This is a genomic window from Escherichia sp. MOD1-EC5495 (assembly GCF_002965965.1).
GTDB classification, from domain to species: Bacteria; Pseudomonadota; Gammaproteobacteria; order Enterobacterales; family Enterobacteriaceae; genus Escherichia; species Escherichia ruysiae.
Map to the genome: position 1 here is coordinate 60,410 of NZ_PTRI01000007.1, position 18,065 is coordinate 78,474.

At 52.8% G+C, this 18,065-nt stretch carries 15 protein-coding genes; 13 read left to right on the plus strand and 2 right to left on the minus strand.

Annotated features, from left to right (window positions below; genetic code table 11):
- The first annotated feature begins 27 nt into the window (after positions 1-27).
- The 8 genes from iscU to sseB all read left to right on the plus strand — a co-directional run bounded on the left by iscU (position 28) and on the right by sseB (position 6,042).
- Entirely contained in the window at positions 28-414 is a 387-nt protein-coding gene (iscU, locus tag BEG40_RS07375; RefSeq protein ID WP_000331707.1) for a Fe-S cluster assembly scaffold IscU, read from the plus strand.
- Between the two features lie 16 nt (positions 415-430).
- A complete protein-coding gene (gene iscA, locus BEG40_RS07380) occupies positions 431-754 on the plus strand; it encodes an iron-sulfur cluster assembly protein IscA (RefSeq protein ID WP_000028953.1) in 324 nt (107 codons plus the stop codon).
- Positions 755-849: 95 nt separating this feature from the next.
- Positions 850-1,365 (plus strand): co-chaperone HscB, encoded by a 516-nt coding sequence (hscB, locus tag BEG40_RS07385; RefSeq protein ID WP_000384413.1) that lies wholly within the window; start codon positions 850-852, stop codon positions 1,363-1,365.
- A gap of 16 nt (positions 1,366-1,381) precedes the next feature.
- Positions 1,382-3,232, plus strand: a complete 1,851-nt coding sequence (gene hscA / locus BEG40_RS07390; RefSeq protein ID WP_001196613.1) for a Fe-S protein assembly chaperone HscA — start codon at positions 1,382-1,384, stop codon at positions 3,230-3,232.
- Between the two features lies 1 nt (position 3,233).
- Positions 3,234-3,569: an ISC system 2Fe-2S type ferredoxin gene (fdx, locus tag BEG40_RS07395; RefSeq protein ID WP_001124469.1), complete on the plus strand. Its 336-nt coding sequence runs from the start codon at positions 3,234-3,236 to the stop codon at positions 3,567-3,569.
- A gap of 11 nt (positions 3,570-3,580) precedes the next feature.
- Positions 3,581-3,781, plus strand: a complete 201-nt coding sequence (iscX, locus tag BEG40_RS07400) for a Fe-S cluster assembly protein IscX (RefSeq protein WP_000523616.1) — start codon at positions 3,581-3,583, stop codon at positions 3,779-3,781.
- 58 nt (positions 3,782-3,839) lie between these two features.
- Positions 3,840-5,123 carry an aminopeptidase PepB gene (gene pepB, locus BEG40_RS07405; protein ID WP_105285155.1) on the plus strand — a complete coding sequence of 428 codons (1,284 nt, stop codon included), beginning with the start codon at positions 3,840-3,842 and terminating at the stop codon, positions 5,121-5,123.
- Between the two features lie 142 nt (positions 5,124-5,265).
- A complete protein-coding gene (sseB, locus tag BEG40_RS07410) occupies positions 5,266-6,042 on the plus strand; it encodes an enhanced serine sensitivity protein SseB (RefSeq protein ID WP_105285156.1) in 777 nt (258 codons plus the stop codon).
- A gap of 31 nt (positions 6,043-6,073) precedes the next feature.
- Here the strand turns inward: sseB and timP are convergent, their stop codons facing one another.
- Both timP and sseA read right to left on the minus strand, forming a co-directional pair.
- Positions 6,074-6,199 carry a small toxic inner membrane protein TimP gene (gene timP, locus BEG40_RS22060; protein WP_286135060.1) on the minus strand — a complete coding sequence of 42 codons (126 nt, stop codon included), beginning with the start codon at positions 6,197-6,199 and terminating at the stop codon, positions 6,074-6,076.
- A 342-nt stretch (positions 6,200-6,541) separates the two neighbouring features.
- A complete protein-coding gene (gene sseA, locus BEG40_RS07415) occupies positions 6,542-7,387 on the minus strand; it encodes a 3-mercaptopyruvate sulfurtransferase (protein WP_000108603.1) in 846 nt (281 codons plus the stop codon).
- A 205-nt stretch (positions 7,388-7,592) separates the two neighbouring features.
- Between sseA and yfhM the strand changes: the two genes are divergently transcribed.
- The 5 genes from yfhM (at position 7,593) to rodZ (ending at position 18,046) form a co-directional block, all read left to right on the plus strand.
- Entirely contained in the window at positions 7,593-12,554 is a 4,962-nt protein-coding gene (yfhM, locus tag BEG40_RS07420; RefSeq protein WP_105285157.1) for an alpha2-macroglobulin, read from the plus strand.
- The gene (gene pbpC, locus BEG40_RS07425; RefSeq protein ID WP_105285158.1) at positions 12,555-14,867 is read left to right on the plus strand and encodes a peptidoglycan glycosyltransferase PbpC; all 2,313 of its coding nucleotides are present in this window, start codon (positions 12,555-12,557) and stop codon (positions 14,865-14,867) included. It abuts the gene before it with no gap.
- Positions 14,868-15,015: 148 nt separating this feature from the next.
- Positions 15,016-15,447, plus strand: a complete 432-nt coding sequence (gene ndk, locus BEG40_RS07430; protein ID WP_000963837.1) for a nucleoside-diphosphate kinase — start codon at positions 15,016-15,018, stop codon at positions 15,445-15,447.
- Positions 15,448-15,596: 149 nt separating this feature from the next.
- Entirely contained in the window at positions 15,597-16,751 is a 1,155-nt protein-coding gene (gene rlmN, locus BEG40_RS07435; RefSeq protein WP_000003311.1) for a dual-specificity RNA methyltransferase RlmN, read from the plus strand.
- A 284-nt stretch (positions 16,752-17,035) separates the two neighbouring features.
- Positions 17,036-18,046, plus strand: a complete 1,011-nt coding sequence (rodZ, locus tag BEG40_RS07445; RefSeq protein WP_021551220.1) for a cytoskeleton protein RodZ — start codon at positions 17,036-17,038, stop codon at positions 18,044-18,046.
- Positions 18,047-18,065 lie beyond the last annotated feature (19 nt).

The window sequence follows — 18,065 nt, forward strand, 5'->3', positions numbered from 1 at the left end:
TCGGTATCGGAATCAGGAGAATTTATAATGGCTTACAGCGAAAAAGTTATCGACCATTACGAGAATCCGCGTAACGTGGGTTCCTTCGACAACAACGACGAGAACGTGGGCAGCGGCATGGTGGGTGCACCGGCCTGTGGCGACGTGATGAAGTTGCAGATTAAAGTCAACGATGAAGGTATCATTGAAGACGCGCGTTTTAAAACTTACGGCTGCGGTTCCGCTATCGCTTCCAGCTCCCTGGTGACCGAATGGGTGAAAGGGAAATCTCTGGACGAAGCACAGGCGATCAAAAACACCGATATTGCTGAAGAACTTGAACTGCCGCCGGTGAAAATTCACTGTTCTATTCTGGCAGAAGACGCGATCAAAGCCGCCATTGCGGACTATAAAAGCAAACGTGAAGCAAAATAAGAGTTGAGGTTTGGTTATGTCGATTACACTGAGCGACAGTGCAGCAGCGCGAGTAAATACCTTTCTGGCTAACCGTGGTAAAGGGTTTGGCCTGCGTCTGGGCGTGAGAACCTCCGGGTGTTCAGGTATGGCTTATGTACTGGAATTTGTTGACGAACCGACGCCGGAAGACATCGTGTTTGAAGACAAAGGCGTGAAAGTCGTGGTCGATGGAAAAAGCCTGCAATTTCTGGACGGTACGCAACTGGACTTCGTAAAAGAAGGCCTGAACGAAGGGTTTAAATTCACCAACCCGAACGTCAAAGATGAATGTGGTTGCGGCGAAAGCTTCCACGTCTGATGCGCATACCGATAACCCCACCGTGGTCGCCTGCGCGTGGGGTTTGTTTTACCTGATTCGCCGCCATCGCGGCGGATCGCAGCCCTGAGAATGTTATGGATTACTTCACCCTCTTTGGCTTGCCTGCTCGTTATCAACTCGATACCCAGGCACTGAGCCTGCGTTTTCAGGATCTACAACGTCAGTATCATCCTGATAAATTCGCCAGCGGAAGCCAGGCGGAACAACTCGCCGCCGTACAGCAATCTGCAACCATTAACCAGGCATGGCAAACGCTGCGTCATCCATTGATGCGGGCAGAATACCTGCTTTCGTTGCACGGTTTTGATCTCGCCAGCGAGCAGCATACTGTGCGTGATACCGCGTTCCTGATGGAACAGCTGGAACTGCGCGAAGAACTGGACGAGATCGAACAGGCGAAAGATGAAGCGCGGCTGGAAAGCTTTATCAAACGTGTGAAAAAGATGTTTGATACCCGCCATCAGTTGATGGTTGAACAGTTAGACAACGAGACGTGGGACGCGGCGGCGGATACCGTGCGTAAGCTGCGTTTTCTCGATAAACTGCGAAGCAGTGCCGAACAACTCGAAGAAAAACTGCTCGATTTTTAATTTCTGGAAGCTAAACATGGCCTTATTACAAATTAGTGAACCTGGTTTGAGTGCTGCGCCGCATCAGCGTCGTCTGGCGGCCGGTATCGACCTGGGCACAACCAACTCGCTGGTGGCGACAGTACGCAGCGGTCAGGCCGAAACGTTAGCCGACCATGAAGGCCGTCACCTGCTGCCGTCTGTTGTTCACTATCAACAGCAAGGGCATTCGGTGGGTTATGACGCGCGTACTAACGCTGCGCTTGATACCGCCAACACCATTAGTTCTGTTAAACGCCTGATGGGGCGCTCGCTGGCTGATATCCAGCAACGTTATCCGCACCTGCCTTATCAATTCCAGGCCAGCGAAAACGGCCTGCCAATGATTGAAACGGCGGCGGGGCTGTTGAACCCGGTGCGCGTTTCTGCGGACATCCTCAAAGCACTGGCGGCCCGGGCAACTGAAGCCCTGGCCGGCGAGCTGGATGGTGTGGTTATCACCGTTCCGGCGTACTTTGACGATGCCCAGCGTCAGGGCACCAAAGATGCCGCGCGCCTGGCTGGCCTGCACGTCCTGCGCCTGCTTAACGAACCGACCGCTGCGGCTATCGCCTACGGGTTGGATTCCGGTCAGGAAGGTGTGATCGCCGTTTATGACCTTGGCGGCGGGACTTTTGATATATCCATTCTGCGCTTAAGTCGCGGCGTGTTTGAAGTGCTGGCGACCGGCGGTGATTCCGCGCTCGGCGGCGATGACTTTGACCATCTGCTGGCGGATTACATTCGCGAGCAGGCGGGCATTCCTGACCGTAGCGATAACCGTGTTCAGCGTGAACTGCTGGATGCCGCCATTGCAGCCAAAATCGCGCTGAGCGATGCGGACTCTGTGACCGTTAACGTCGCGGGCTGGCAGGGCGAAATCAGCCGTGAACAATTCAACGAACTGATCGCACCGCTGGTAAAACGTACCTTATTGGCCTGTCGTCGTGCGTTGAAAGACGCGGGCGTAGAGGCTGATGAAGTACTGGAAGTGGTGATGGTTGGCGGTTCTACTCGCGTGCCGCTGGTGCGTGAACGAGTGGGCGAGTTTTTCGGTCGTCCACCGCTGACTTCCATCGACCCGGATAAAGTCGTCGCTATTGGCGCAGCGATTCAGGCGGATATTCTGGTGGGTAACAAGCCGGACAGCGAAATGCTGCTGCTTGATGTGATCCCGCTGTCGCTGGGCCTCGAAACCATGGGCGGCCTGGTGGAGAAAGTGATCCCGCGTAATACCACGATTCCGGTGGCTCGTGCCCAGGATTTCACCACTTTCAAAGATGGCCAGACAGCGATGTCTATCCATGTTATGCAGGGTGAGCGTGAACTGGTGCAGGACTGCCGTTCGCTGGCGCGTTTTGCGCTGCGTGGTATCCCGGCGTTACCGGCTGGCGGCGCGCATATTCGCGTAACGTTCCAGGTCGATGCCGACGGTCTTTTGAGCGTGACGGCGATGGAAAAATCGACCGGCGTTGAGGCGTCTATTCAGGTCAAACCGTCTTATGGTCTGACTGACAGCGAAATCGCCTCAATGATCAAAGACTCAATGAGCTATGCCGAGCAGGACGTAAAAGCCCGTATGCTGGCAGAACAAAAAGTCGAAGCGGCACGCGTACTGGAAAGTCTGCACGGTGCGCTGGCTGCTGATGCCGCGCTGTTAAGCGCCGCAGAGCGTCAGGTCATTGACGATGCTGCCGCTCATCTGAGTGAAGTGGCGCAGGGCGATGACGTTGATGCCATCGAACAAGCGATTAAAAACGTAGACAAACAAACCCAGGATTTCGCCGCTCGCCGCATGGACCAGTCGGTTCGTCGTGCGCTGAAAGGCCATTCCGTGGACGAGGTTTAATATGCCAAAGATTGTTATTTTGCCTCATCAGGATCTCTGCCCTGATGGCGCTGTTCTGGAAGCTAATAGCGGTGAAACCATTCTTGATGCTGCGTTGCGTAACGGTATCGAGATTGAACACGCCTGTGAAAAATCATGTGCTTGCACCACCTGCCACTGCATCGTGCGTGAAGGTTTTGACTCGCTGCCGGAAAGTTCTGAGCAAGAAGACGACATGCTGGACAAAGCCTGGGGGCTGGAGCCGGAAAGCCGTTTAAGCTGCCAGGCGCGCGTCACTGACGAAGATTTAGTGGTCGAAATTCCGCGTTACACTATCAACCATGCGCGTGAGCATTAACAGAGGTTAGTATGGGACTTAAGTGGACCGATAGCCGCGAAATTGGCGAAGCACTGTACGATGCGTATCCCGATCTCGACCCGAAAACGGTTCGATTCACCGATATGCATCAGTGGATTTGCGATCTGGAAGATTTCGACGACGACCCGCAGGCATCTAACGAGAAAATCCTCGAAGCGATTTTGTTAGTCTGGCTGGACGAAGCTGAGTGAATAAACGGGCTGCCTGGGGGTGGCCCGTTTTGCTGTTAAACAAATAAGGATAACTAAAATGACAGAAGCGATGAAAATTACCCTCTCGACCCAGCCTGCCGACGCGCGCTGGGGAGAAAAAGCGACTTACAGCATTAATAATGATGGCATTACCCTGCATTTGAACGGGGCGGACGATCTGGGGCTGATCCAGCGTGCGGCGCGCAAGATTGACGGTCTGGGTATCAAACATGTTCAGTTAAGCGGTGAAGGCTGGGATGCGGATCGTTGCTGGGCATTCTGGCAAGGTTACAAAGCCCCGAAAGGCACGCGTAAAGTGGGGTGGCCGGATCTGGACGATGCTCAACGCCAGGAGCTGGATAACCGCCTGATGATCATCGACTGGGTGCGTGACACCATCAACGCGCCGGCGGAAGAACTGGGGCCATCGCAACTGGCACAGCGTGCTGTTGATCTGATCAGTAACGTCGCGGGCGATCGTGTGACTTACCGGATCACCAAAGGCGAAGACCTGCGTGAGCAAGGTTATATGGGGCTGCACACCGTCGGGCGCGGTTCAGAACGTTCTCCAGTATTGCTGTCGCTGGATTACAACCCAACTGGCGATAAAGAAGCGCCGGTGTACGCGTGCCTGGTAGGCAAAGGCATCACCTTTGATTCCGGCGGCTACAGCATCAAACAGACCGCGTTTATGGATTCAATGAAGTCCGATATGGGCGGTGCGGCAACGGTTACTGGGGCGCTGGCATTTGCCATCACTCGCGGTCTGAACAAGCGCGTGAAGCTGTTCCTCTGCTGTGCGGATAACCTGATCAGCGGCAACGCGTTCAAGCTGGGCGATATCATCACCTATCGCAACGGTAAAAAAGTCGAAGTGATGAACACCGATGCGGAAGGGCGCCTGGTGCTGGCAGATGGCCTGATTGACGCCAGTGCGCAGAAACCAGAACTGATTATTGATGCCGCGACCCTGACCGGAGCGGCGAAAACCGCGCTGGGTAATGATTATCACGCGCTGTTTAGTTTTGACGATGCGCTGGCAGGGCGTTTGCTGGCGAGTGCCGCGCAGGAGAACGAACCATTCTGGCGTCTGCCGCTGGCAGAGTTCCACCGCAGCCAGTTGCCGTCAAACTTTGCTGAACTCAATAATACCGGTAGCGCGGCGTATCCGGCAGGTGCAAGCACGGCGGCGGGCTTCCTGTCGCACTTTGTTGAGAACTATCAGCAAGGCTGGTTGCATATAGATTGTTCGGCGACTTACCGTAAAGCGCCGGTTGAACAGTGGTCTGCGGGCGCAACGGGACTGGGTGTGCGCACGATTGCTAATCTGTTAACGGCGTAATCGTTTATGCCGGATGCGGCGTAAACGCCTTATCCAGCCTACAAAGTATTGCAAATTCAACAAATTGCGATTCCTTTGTAGGCCTGATAAGCGTAGCGCATCAGGCACTTCCGCCCCGAACGTTGAATGAATTGTGGTTCTTATGTCCGAAACAAAAAACGAACTTGAAGACCTGCTGGAAAAAGCAGCAACCGAACCGGCTCATCGTCCGGCTTTTTTCCGTACTCTATTGGAATCCACCGTCTGGGTGCCAGGTACAGCGGCGCAGGGCGAGGCTGTGGTTGAAGATAGCGCGCTTGATTTACAACATTGGGAAAAAGAAGACGGCACCAGCGTCATTCCTTTTTTCACCTCGTTAGAAGCACTTCAACAGGCGGTTGACGGCGAACAGGCATTTGTCGTAATGCCCGTTCGCACGCTGTTTGAGATGACCCTTGGTGAAACGCTCTTTCTCAATGCCAAACTGCCTACCGGTAAAGAATTTATGCCGCGTGAAATCAGTTTGCTGATCGGTGAAGAGGGTAATCCGCTGAGCAGTCAGGAAGTACTGGAAGGCGGCGAATCGCTGATATTATCGGAAGTCGCAGAGCCGCCAGCACAAATGATTGATTCACTCACTACCTTATTTAAAACTATTAAGCCGGTGAAGCGTGCTTTTATTTGTTCAATTAAAGAGAGCGAAGAGGCACTGCCTAATCTGCTTATTGGCATTGAAGCCGATGGTGATATCGAAGAAATTATTCAGGCGGCGGGAAGTGTAGCGACAGATACATTACCTGGCGATGAACCTATTGATATTTGCCAGGTGAAAAAAGGGGAAAAAGGAATTAGCCACTTTATTACCGAACATATTGCGCCATTCTATGAACGTCGCTGGGGTGGATTCCTGCGTGATTTTAAACAGAATCGGATAATCTAAAATATGCCGCCCAAAAGGGCGGCATTCGGGCTTACTTGCTGTTCTGAAGGTTGTGAGCCACCAGTAAATTATTACCAGAGAGATTCCGGTTATTATTTACTTCGGAAAACAGCGCACCAGAAACAATAAGTACGATACAAAAGCACCGTATCTTCATTGTGCGGTCCATGCGAAGACCGCATCACGACAGCACCACTGGCGATATTGCCGCGATAGCAAGCACTGTGGGGTACCTGCATTTACGGTCATGGAACATCCTTTCCTAAAGCCAGCGCCCGTTTGCGAGACGGCGAAAAGGGCCGTCAAGAATAATACCCTCATGTTTGAATAATTACTCTATTTATTATCTTGACATGGCCAGGCATAAAAGAGAATATTTCAACACTGTGGGGTGCCTGCGTTGCTCCGGCAACACAAGTCAACCAGCTGGAAAGGCCGCGAACCAGACCAGCAACAAAAAACCGCCAAATTCGGCGGTTTTTTGTTGCCTGTAAAAAGCTTATTTCACTGGCTCAACCGGTAAATCTGCTCGCGCGCCCCATTCACTCCATGCGCCGTCGTACAGTTTCACGTTTGGCACATCCAGCGTAGCAAGTGCCAGCAACACAACGGCGGCCGTTACACCAGAGCCACAGCTGACAATGATCGGTTTGTCATAGCTGATACCGTAACCAAAAAATATCGCATCGAGTTCATCTGTCGTTTTCAGTTCACCTTCACGCACCAGTTCTGTCCACGGAACATTCAGCGCACCAGGAATATGCCCGCGACGTAAACCAGGGCGAGGTTCATCAATTTCAGCGTTAAAACGCGCAGCCGGACGGGCATCAATAATTTGTGCCGTTTTTTCATGGCTTGCCAGCAATACATCGGTTACTTTCACCACGGCTTCCGGGTTAAAGGCGGTGTTAAACTCTCCTTCTGGCAGCTCCACTTCGCCTTCTTCTAACAGTAGGTCATCACGCTGCCAGCCCGCCAGTCCACCGCCAAGAATCGACACTTTCTCCACGCCAAAGGTGCGCAGCATCCACCATGCTCGCGGGGCTGAGAAAAGATTACCTTCGTCATAGACAATCAGATGTTTGTCCTGATTAACGCCCAGTTCACGCATCGCTACGGCGAACGTTTCCGGGCGCGGCAGCATGTGCGGAAGCGGGGAGGTGTGATCGGAAAGAGCTTCGATATCGAAAAATACTGCGCCGGGGATATGCCCATTGAGATACTCCTGGGCAACGTTACGATCTTCCTGTCCGGGCGGTGCCATGCGGGCATCAATAATCTGAATTTCAGGATCATCAATATGTTCGGCGAGCCAGTCGGCTCCTACAAACCATGTCGTGGACATAGGCATCTCCATTTTTGCCGGGGTAGGCTAAATTGTCGGACGTTTAGTGAAAAGCGACAAGCAAAAGAGGCTGATTTGGCTGCCTGAGCCACATTTATCACCAAAATTCAGATTCTGTGGACGTGATACTGAATTACATAACGCTAATTCTCACGCATAATAATTATTCGACGTTGCTAACGGGCCATTGTGGCAGGGATGATAAATGAAAAAGTTACGCATAGCCGCCTGCATGTTAATGCTGGCGCTGGCAGGGTGCGACAACAACGATAACGCGCCAACAGCGGTGAAAAAAGATACCCCTTCTGAAGCTGCTAAAGGTACATCTTCAGAAAACGCGAGTTCAGCAAAACTCTCTGCGCCGGAGAGGCAAAAGCTGGCACAACAGAGTGCCGGTAAGACACTGACATTGCTTGATCTCTCTGAGGTCCAACTCGATGGTGCAGCCACGCTGGTGCTGACTTTCTCCATCCCCCTCGACCCGGATCAGGATTTCTCGCGTGTTGTTCATGTCGTCGATAAAAAGAGCGGTAAAGTGGATGGTGCCTGGGAGCTGTCAGATAATCTTAAAGAGCTGCGTTTACGCCACCTCGAACCTAAACGTGATTTGATCGTGACTATTGGGCAGGAAATGAAGGCGCTCAATAACGCAACCTTCAGTAAAGATTACGAAAAGACGATCACCACCCGCGATATTCAACCCAGCGTCGGTTTTGCCAGCCGTGGTTCGCTGCTGCCTGGAAAAGTCGTTGAAGGACTGCCGGTAATGGCGCTCAACGTTAACAATGTCGATGTTAACTTCTTCCGTGTTAAACCCGAATCTCTGCCAGCATTCATTAGCCAATGGGAATACCGCAATTCGCTGGCGAACTGGCAATCTGACAAATTGCTGCAGATGGCGGATCTAGTCTACACCGGACGTTTTGATCTCAATCCTGCGCGTAATACCCGTGAAAAATTATTGCTGCCGCTGGGTGATATCAAACCGCTTCAGCAGGCGGGCGTGTATCTAGCTGTGATGAATCAGGCCGGACGTTACGATTACAGTAATCCCGCGACTCTGTTTACATTAAGTGATATCGGCGTATCGGCTCACCGTTATCACAATCGTCTGGATATCTTTACCCAAAGCCTGGAAAACGGTGCGGCTCAGCAAGGAATTGAAGTCTCGTTATTAAATGAGAAAGGGCAGACTCTGACTCAGGCGACCAGTGATGCACAGGGTCATGTACAGCTGGAAAACGACAAAAACGCGGCATTACTGCTGGCACGTAAAGATGGTCAGACAACGCTGCTCGATTTAAAACTTCCCGCGCTGGACTTAGCGGAATTTAACATTGCTGGTGCACCGGGTTATAGCAAACAGTTCTTTATGTTTGGCCCGCGCGATCTTTATCGCCCGGGTGAAACCGTAATCCTCAACGGCTTACTGCGTGATGCAGACGGTAAAGCATTGCCCGATCAACCCATCAAGTTAGACGTGATTAAACCTGACGGGCAGGTACTGCGTAGTGTCGTTAGTCAGCTGGAGAATGGCCTCTATCACTTTACCTGGCAACTGGATAGCAGTGCGGCAACCGGCATGTGGCATATTCGCGCTAACACTGGCGATAACCAGTATCGGATGTGGGATTTCCACGTCGAAGATTTTATGCCAGAACGCATGGCGTTGAACCTGACCGGCGAGAAAATCCCGTTAACGCCGAAAGATGAGGTGAAATTCTCCGTGGTGGGTTACTACCTGTACGGTGCGCCTGCTAACGGTAATACTTTGCAGGGGCAGCTTTTCCTGCGCCCTCTGCGTGAAGCGGTTTCTGCATTACCTGGTTTCGAATTTGGCGATATAGCTGCCGAAAACCTTTCCCGCACGCTGGATGAAGTTCAGTTGACGCTGGATGATAAAGGGCGCGGCGAAGTTTCTACAGAAAGCCAGTGGAAGGAAACGCATTCCCCATTGCAGGTTATTCTCCAGGGCAGTTTGCTGGAATCTGGCGGTCGCCCGGTGACGCGCCGTGCTGAACAGGCTATATGGCCTGCCGATGCGCTCCCGGGGATCCGCCCGCAGTTCGCCTTGAAATCGGTTTACGATTACCGTACTGACACGACTGTAAAACAACCCATTGTTAATGAAGGCAGCAACGCCGCTTTTGACATCGTTTATAGCGATGCGCAGGGCGTGAAAAAAGCCGTTTCGGGCTTGCAGGTGCGTCTGATTCGCGAACGTCGAGATTACTACTGGAACTGGTCAGAAGATGAAGGCTGGCAGTCACAGTTTGATCAAAAAGATCTGATCGAAAATGAACAAACGCTGGATCTCCAAGCGGATGAAACTGGTAAGGTAAGTTTTCCGGTAGAGTGGGGCGCTTATCGTCTGGAAGTCAAAGCGCCGAATGAAGCGGTTAGTAGCGTGCGTTTCTGGGCTGGCTATAGCTGGCAGGACAACAGCGACGGTAGCGGTGCGGTACGTCCGGATCGCGTCACGATGAAACTGGATAAAGCCAGTTATCGTCCTGGCGATACCATTAAGTTGCACATTGCCGCGCCAACGGCGGGTAAAGGCTATGCGATGGTCGAGTCCAGTGAAGGGCCGCTGTGGTGGCAAGAGATTGATGTTCCGGCACAAGGGCTGGATTTAACGATTCCGGTCGATAAAACCTGGAATCGGCACGACCTCTATTTAAGTACGCTGGTGGTGCGTCCTGGCGATAAATCTCGCTCTGCGACGCCAAAACGCGCGGTTGGCGTGTTGCATTTGCCGCTTGGCGATGAAAACCGTCGTCTCGATCTGGCGCTGGAAACACCGGCAAAAATGCGCCCCAATCAGCCATTAACTGTGAAAATCAAAGCCAGCAATAAAAATGGTGATATGCCAAAACAGGTGAATGTGCTGGTGTCTGCCGTTGATAGCGGTGTGCTGAATATTACTGATTACGTTACGCCAGATCCGTGGCAGGCGTTCTTCGGTCAGAAACGCTATGGCGCAGACATATACGATATTTACGGTCAGGTCATTGAAGGACAGGGACGCCTGGCAGCACTGCGTTTTGGTGGCGATGGCGATGAACTGAAACGTGGTGGTAAGCCGCCGGTCAATCACGTCAATATTGTCGCGCAACAGGCACAGCCGGTAACGCTCAACGAACAGGGCGAAGGTACGGTTACACTGCCGATTAGCGATTTTAACGGTGAATTGCGCGTCATGGCGCAAGCCTGGACGGCAGATGACTTCGGCAGCAACGAAAGCAAAGTGATTGTTGCTGCACCAGTGATAGCCGAACTGAACATGCCGCGCTTTATGGCGAGTGGCGACACTTCGCGTCTGACGCTGGATATCACTAATCTTACTGATAAACCGCAAAAACTGAACGTTGCCCTGACCGCCAGCGGTTTGGTTGAACTAGTAAGCGATTCACCCGCACCTGTTGAATTAGCGCCAGGCGTGCGTACTACGCTGTTTATCCCGGTGCGAGCATTGCCGGGTTATGGCGATGGTGAAATTCAGGCGACTATCAGTGGCCTGAATTTGCCAGGAGAAACCGTTGCCGATCAGCATAAGCAGTGGAAAATTGGCGTCCGTCCGGCATTCCCGGCGCAAACCGTCAATTATGGTACGGTGTTGCAGCCTGGTGAAACATGGGCGATACCGGCGGGCGGACTGCAAAACTTCTCGCCTGTTACGCTGGAAGGGCAATTGTTGTTGAGCGGCAAGCCACCGCTGAACATCGCACGTTATATCAAAGAGTTAAAAGCATATCCGTACGGCTGTCTGGAGCAAACCACCAGCGGTCTGTTCCCGTCGCTCTATACCAATGCAGCCCAGCTACAGGCGTTGGGCATCAAAGGCGACAGTGATGATAAACGCCGTGCGGCAGTCGATATTGGCATTTCCCGTTTGTTGCAAATGCAACGCGATAATGGCGGTTTTGCGCTATGGGATAAATACAGTGACGAAGAGTACTGGCTGACGGCTTATGTGATGGATTTCCTGGTTCGCGCAGGTGAGCAGGGTTACAGCGTGCCGACAGAAGCCATTAACCGGGGGAATGAGCGTCTGCTGCGCTATTTACAAGATCCGGGCATGATGTCGATCCCGTATGCCGATAATCTCAAAGCCAGTAAATTCGCAGTACAGTCTTACGCTGCGCTGGTGCTGGCTCGTCAGCAAAAGGCACCGCTGGGTGCGCTGCGTGAAATCTGGGAGCGTCGTGCAGATGCCGCTTCTGGTTTACCGCTACTGCAACTTGGCATTGCGCTGAAAACCATGGGTGATGCGACGCGGAGTGTAGACGCAATTGCGCTGGCGCTGAAAACGCCGCGTAATAATGATGAGCGGATATGGCTTGGCGATTACGGTAGCCCACTGCGCGACAACGCGTTGATGCTCTCCTTACTGGAAGAGAACAAACTGTTGCCAGATGAGCAGAACACCTTGCTGAATACACTTTCGCAGCAGGCGTTTGGTGAACGCTGGCTATCAACTCAGGAAAGTAATGCGTTGTTCCTGGCTGCCCGTTCGATTCAGGATTTACCGGGTAAATGGCAAGCGCAAACCTCTTTCTCTGCCGAGCCGCTGACTGGCGAGAAAGCGCAAAACAGCAATCTGAATAGCGATCAACTGGCAACTTTGCAGGTAACTAACAGTGGCACCCAGCCGTTATGGCTGCGTGTGGATGCCAGCGGTTATCCGCAATCCGCACCTTTACCTGCGAGTAATGTGCTGCAAATCGAGCGTCATATTCTTGGTACTGACGGTAAGAGCAAATCGCTGGACTCTTTACGTAGCGGCGATCTGGTACTGGTCTGGTTGCAGGTAAAAGCCAGTAACAGCGTGCCAGATGCGCTGGTGGTTGATTTGCTGCCAGCGGGTCTGGAACTGGAAAACCAGAACCTGGCGAACGGCAGCGCCAGTCTGGAGCAAAGTGGTAGCGAAGTGCAAAACCTGCTTAATCAAATGCAGCAGGCGAGCATTAAGCACATTGAGTTTCGTGACGATCGCTTTGTGGCGGCGGTTGCCGTTGATGAATACCAGCCGGTTACGCTGGTATATCTGGCGCGGGCGGTGACGCCGGGAACGTATCAGGTGCCGCAGCCGATGGTGGAATCGATGTATGTTCCTCAATGGCGGGCGACCGGCGTGGCTGAAGATCTGCTGATTGTCAGACCGTAAATGCTTCGTCTGTTAAGTAAACGCGGTTGCTGGATAACGCTGGCAGCCGCGCCCTTTATTATCATTCTGGCGGCGTGGGGAGCAGATAAACTCTGGCCTCTGCCGCTGCATGAAGTCAATCCCGCACGTGTGGTCGTGGCGCAGGATGGAACGCCGCTCTGGCGCTTCGCCGATGCTGACGGTATCTGGCGTTATCCAGTGACTATCGAAGATGTTTCTCCGCGTTACCTTGAAGCACTGATCAATTACGAAGATCGCTGGTTCTGGAAGCATCCGGGCGTAAACCCGTTCTCGGTGATGCGCGCCGCCTGGCAGGATCTAACTTCTGGTCGGGTTATCTCCGGCGGCAGCACGCTCACCATGCAGGTTGCTCGTTTGCTTGATCCTCACCCCAAAACGTTTGGTGGTAAAATTCGCCAGCTCTGGCGCGCGTTGCAACTGGAGTGGCATCTGTCTAAACGTGACATTCTGACCCTGTATCTTAATCGCGCCCCGTTTGGTGGCACGTTGCAGGGGATTGGAGCGGCAAGCTGGGCTTATCTTGGAAAATCGCCCGCGAATTTAAGCTATTCCGAGGCAGCAATGCTGGCTGTGTTACCGCAAGCGCCCAGCCGACTGCGCCCGGATCGCTGGCCGGAGCGTGCTGAGGCCGCGCGTAATAAAGTGCTCGAACGGATGGCTGTGCAAGGTGTGTGGTCCCGCGAGCAGGTAAAAGAGTCAAGGGAAGAACCCATCTGGCTGGCACCCCGACAAATGCCGCAACTGGCACCGCTGTTTTCACGGATGATGCTCGGTAAAAGTAAAAGCGACAAAATTGTTACTACGCTGGATGCCGGTCTTCAGCGGCGTCTGGAAGAACTGGCGCAAAACTGGAAAGGACGATTGCCACCGCGCAGTTCACTCGCGATGATCGTGATTGATCATACCGATATGCGTGTTCGCGGCTGGGTGGGATCGGTCGATCTCAACGATGATTCACGCTTTGGTCATGTTGATATGGTCAATGCGATCCGATCGCCAGGATCAGTGCTCAAACCCTTTGTTTATGGTCTGGCGCTGGATGAGGGATTGATCCATCCGGCATCGTTGTTGCAAGACGTTCCCCGACGCACCGGTGATTACCGGCCTGGTAACTTTGACAGCGGTTTTCATGGCCCGATCAGCATGAGCGAGGCGCTGGTTCGCTCGCTGAACTTACCTGCTGTGCAGGTGCTGGAAGCCTATGGCCCGAAACGGTTTGCGGCAAAATTACGCAATGTTGGGTTGCCGTTGTATCTGCCCAATGGTGCTGTGCCGAATCTTTCGCTCATTCTCGGCGGTGCTGGCGCAAAACTGGAGGATATGGCGGCAGCGTACACCGCTTTTGCCCGCCACGGTAAGGCAGGAAAATTGCGCTTACAGCCTGACGATCCGCTGCTTGAACGCCCCTTAATGTCGCCGGGCGCCGCATGGATCATCCGCCGAATCATGGCTGATGAAGCGCAGCCCTTGCCGGACGGTGCCTTGCCGCGCGTCGTACCCCTGGCGTGGAAAACGGGCACCAGCTACGGCTATCGTGATGCCTGGGCGATAGGTGTAAACGCTCGCTATGTGATTGGCATCTGGACTGGCAGACCGGACGGCACGCCCGTTGTCGGTCAGTTTGGCTTTGCCAGCGCCGTACCGTTGTTGAATCAGGTTAATAATATTTTGTTGTCGCGCAGTGCAAATCTGCCGAAAGATCCGCGCCCGAACTCAGTCACTCGTGGCGTTATCTGCTGGCCTGGCGGGCAGTCTTTACCAGAAGGTGACAGTAACTGTCGCCGTCGTCTGGCAACCTGGTTATTGGATGGAAGCCAGCCGCCAACCCTGTTACTGCCAGAGCAAGAAGGGATTAATGGCATCCGTTTTCCCATCTGGCTGGATGAAAATGGCAAACGCGTCGCCGCCGATTGCCCACAGGCGCGACAAGCAATGATGAATGTCTGGCCACTACCGCTGGAACCCTGGTTGCCTGCATCAGAACGCCGCGCTGTGCGCTTGCCACCAGCCTCGACAATTTGCCCACCGTACGGTCACGACGCTCAGCTCCCGCTGCAATTGACTGGCGTTCGTGATGGCACCATTATCAAGCGTTTACCTGGTGCGGCGGAAGCGACTTTGCCGGTGCAATCCAACGGTGGTGCCGGAGAACGCTGGTGGTTTCTGAATGGCGAACCGTTAGCTGAACGCGGGCGTAGTGTGACTCTGCATTTAACGGAAAAAGGTGATTATCAATTGCTGGTAATGGATGAAGTGGGGCAGGTAGCGACAGTGAAATTTGTTATGCAATAGTCTGTTTCCACCATGTTTGTTGCTTAAACTAGGTTTATTTTAAAAAAATGTTACCTTCATCAATAGTCAACGGCTCTGTTGCTCATTATAATCCGCGCCATCTCGTACGCTGGTACAGACAACAACAGAATAATTTACAGAGGTAAAAATGGCTATTGAACGTACTTTTTCCATCATCAAACCGAACGCGGTAGCAAAAAACGTCATTGGTAATATCTTTGCGCGCTTTGAAGCTGCAGGGTTCAAAATTGTCGGCACCAAAATGCTGCACCTGACCGTTGAGCAGGCTCGTGGCTTTTATGCTGAACACGATGGGAAACCGTTCTTTGATGGTCTGGTTGAGTTTATGACCTCTGGTCCGATCGTCGTTTCCGTGCTGGAAGGTGAAAATGCCGTTCAGCGTCACCGCGATCTGCTGGGCGCGACCAACCCGGCGAACGCTCTGGCGGGAACTCTGCGCGCAGACTACGCTGACAGCCTGACTGAAAACGGCACTCATGGCTCCGATTCTGTAGAATCTGCCGCTCGCGAAATCGCCTACTTCTTCGGTGAAGGCGAAGTGTGCCCGCGCACCCGTTAATAATTTCGTAAATGCCGCGTGCAAACGTGGCATCCGTGCGCCAGAATTTGTACAATGCAGCGCCCCCGGACGAGCAGCCGCTCACCGGGGCGTTTCTTTTTTCAACCCTCCAGGGGCCATAACGTGTAATAACGAGGCCGGAATAGCATATGTCTGAACAATTAGTCACACCTGAAAACGTCACCACGAAAGATGGAAAAATTAACCTGCTGGATCTCAACCGTCAGCAGATGCGGGAGTTTTTTAAAGATTTAGGTGAAAAACCCTTCCGCGCCGATCAGGTGATGAAGTGGATGTATCACTATTGCTGCGACAACTTTGATGAGATGACCGACATCAACAAAGTGTTGCGTGGCAAACTGAAAGAGGTGGCGGAAATCCGCGCACCGGAAGTGGTTGAAGAACAGCGTTCATCCGACGGCACCATCAAATGGGCGATTGCTGTTGGCGATCAGCGTGTCGAAACGGTGTATATCCCGGAAGACGACCGCGCCACGCTTTGTGTCTCCTCGCAGGTTGGTTGTGCGCTGGAGTGTAAATTCTGTTCCACTGCCCAGCAGGGTTTTAACCGTAACCTGCGGGTGTCGGAAATCATCGGTCAGGTGTGGCGTGCGGCGAAAATCGTCGGCGCAGCAAAAATCACTGGTCAGCGTCCGATCACTAACGTAGTGATGATGGGCATGGGCGAACCGCTGCTCAACCTGAACAATGTCGTTCCGGCGATGGAAATCATGCTCGATGATTTCGGTTTTGGTCTGTCTAAACGTCGCGTGACGCTTTCCACTTCCGGTGTGGTTCCGGCGCTGGATAAACTGGGCGATATGATTGACGTTGCGCTGGCAATTTCCCTGCACGCGCCGAACGACGAAATTCGTGATGAAATTGTACCAATCAACAAAAAGTACAATATCGAAACGTTCCTTGCTGCAGTGCGCCGTTATCTGGAGAAATCCAATGCTAATCAGGGCCGAGTCACTATTGAATACGTGATGCTTGACCACGTTAACGATGGCACTGAACACGCGCACCAACTGGCGGAGCTGCTGAAAGATACGCCGTGTAAGATTAACCTGATCCCATGGAACCCGTTCCCGGGCGCGCCGTATGGTCGTAGTTCGAACAGCCGTATCGACCGCTTCTCAAAAGTGCTGATGAGCTACGGTTTCACCACCATTGTGCGTAAAACTCGTGGTGATGATATCGACGCCGCCTGTGGTCAGCTGGCGGGCGATGTCATTGACCGTACTAAACGTACTCTGCGTAAACGGATGCAGGGTGAAGCCATCGATATTAAAACGGTCTGATAGCCATTACGCCACGGTTACTTTATGTACCGTGGCGTAATGTTTTATGAATGTAGCATTAAGTTGCAATTGTCTGATCAATATTAACGGTGCGTTTTTGCTGACTTTAAGGCAGTATGTAACGATGCAACAGTAAGTTAGCTTTGATTCATGTGGGCTTTGTCACGAGCACACAGACAGTCTTATACTGTATGATAAAGGTTAACTTTACGGATGTTTCGCGGTGTGGGTGGGCGTGATGGTTCACCGGCATCCCAATTCTCTTTTAAACGTACCTGCAGCGAATGAATACTGAAGCCACGCACGACCAAAATGAAGCACTTACCACCGGCGCTCGCTTGCGTAATGCCCGTGAACAACTTGGACTTAGCCAGCAAGCCGTTGCCGAACGACTTTGTTTGAAGGTTTCCACGGTACGCGACATTGAAGAAGATAAGGCACCCGCCGATCTTGCTTCAACATTCTTGCGCGGGTATATCCGCTCTTATGCGCGTCTGGTCCATATTCCGGAAGAAGAACTGCTGCCGGGACTGGAAAAGCAGGCTCCACTGCGAGCCGCAAAAGTTGCGCCAATGCAGAGTTTTTCCCTCGGCAAACGCCGCAAAAAACGCGATGGCTGGTTGATGACTTTCACCTGGCTGGTGCTGTTTGTGGTGATTGGCCTGAGCGGTGCCTGGTGGTGGCAGGATCACAAAGCCCAGCAGGAAGAAATTAGCACCATGGCTGATCAATCCACTGCGGAGCTGAATAATAACCAGAGTCAGAGTGTACCGTTAGATACATCAGCTACCGAAACCCAGACGACTACATCGCCTGCGGCTGTAGATACCACCGCCACGAACACGCAAACACCAGCCGTGACGACGCCAGCACCCGCTGTAGCGCCGCAGCAGGACGCGGTTGTTCCTCCTTCACAGGCAAATGTTGATATCGCGGCTACTACTACACCAGCGGCGCCGGTTGCAACAACAACGCCAGATGGCGCTGCGCCGTTGCCAATCGATCAGGCTGGCGTGACCACTCCAGCGGCTGATCCTAATGCGCTGGTGATGAACTTTACTGCTGATTGCTGGCTGGAAGTCACCGATTCTACCGGCAAAAAACTGTTCAGTGGGATGCAGCGTAAAGGCGGTAATTTGAATTTAAGCGGTCAGGCACCGTATAAACTGAAAATTGGTGCACCAGCCGCAGTACAGATCCAGTATCAAGGGAAACCTGTCGATCTGAGTCGTTTTATCAGAACTAACCAGGTTGCGCGTCTGACCCTCAATGCCGAACAATCACCGGCGCAGTAACAGACGGGTAACGCGGGAG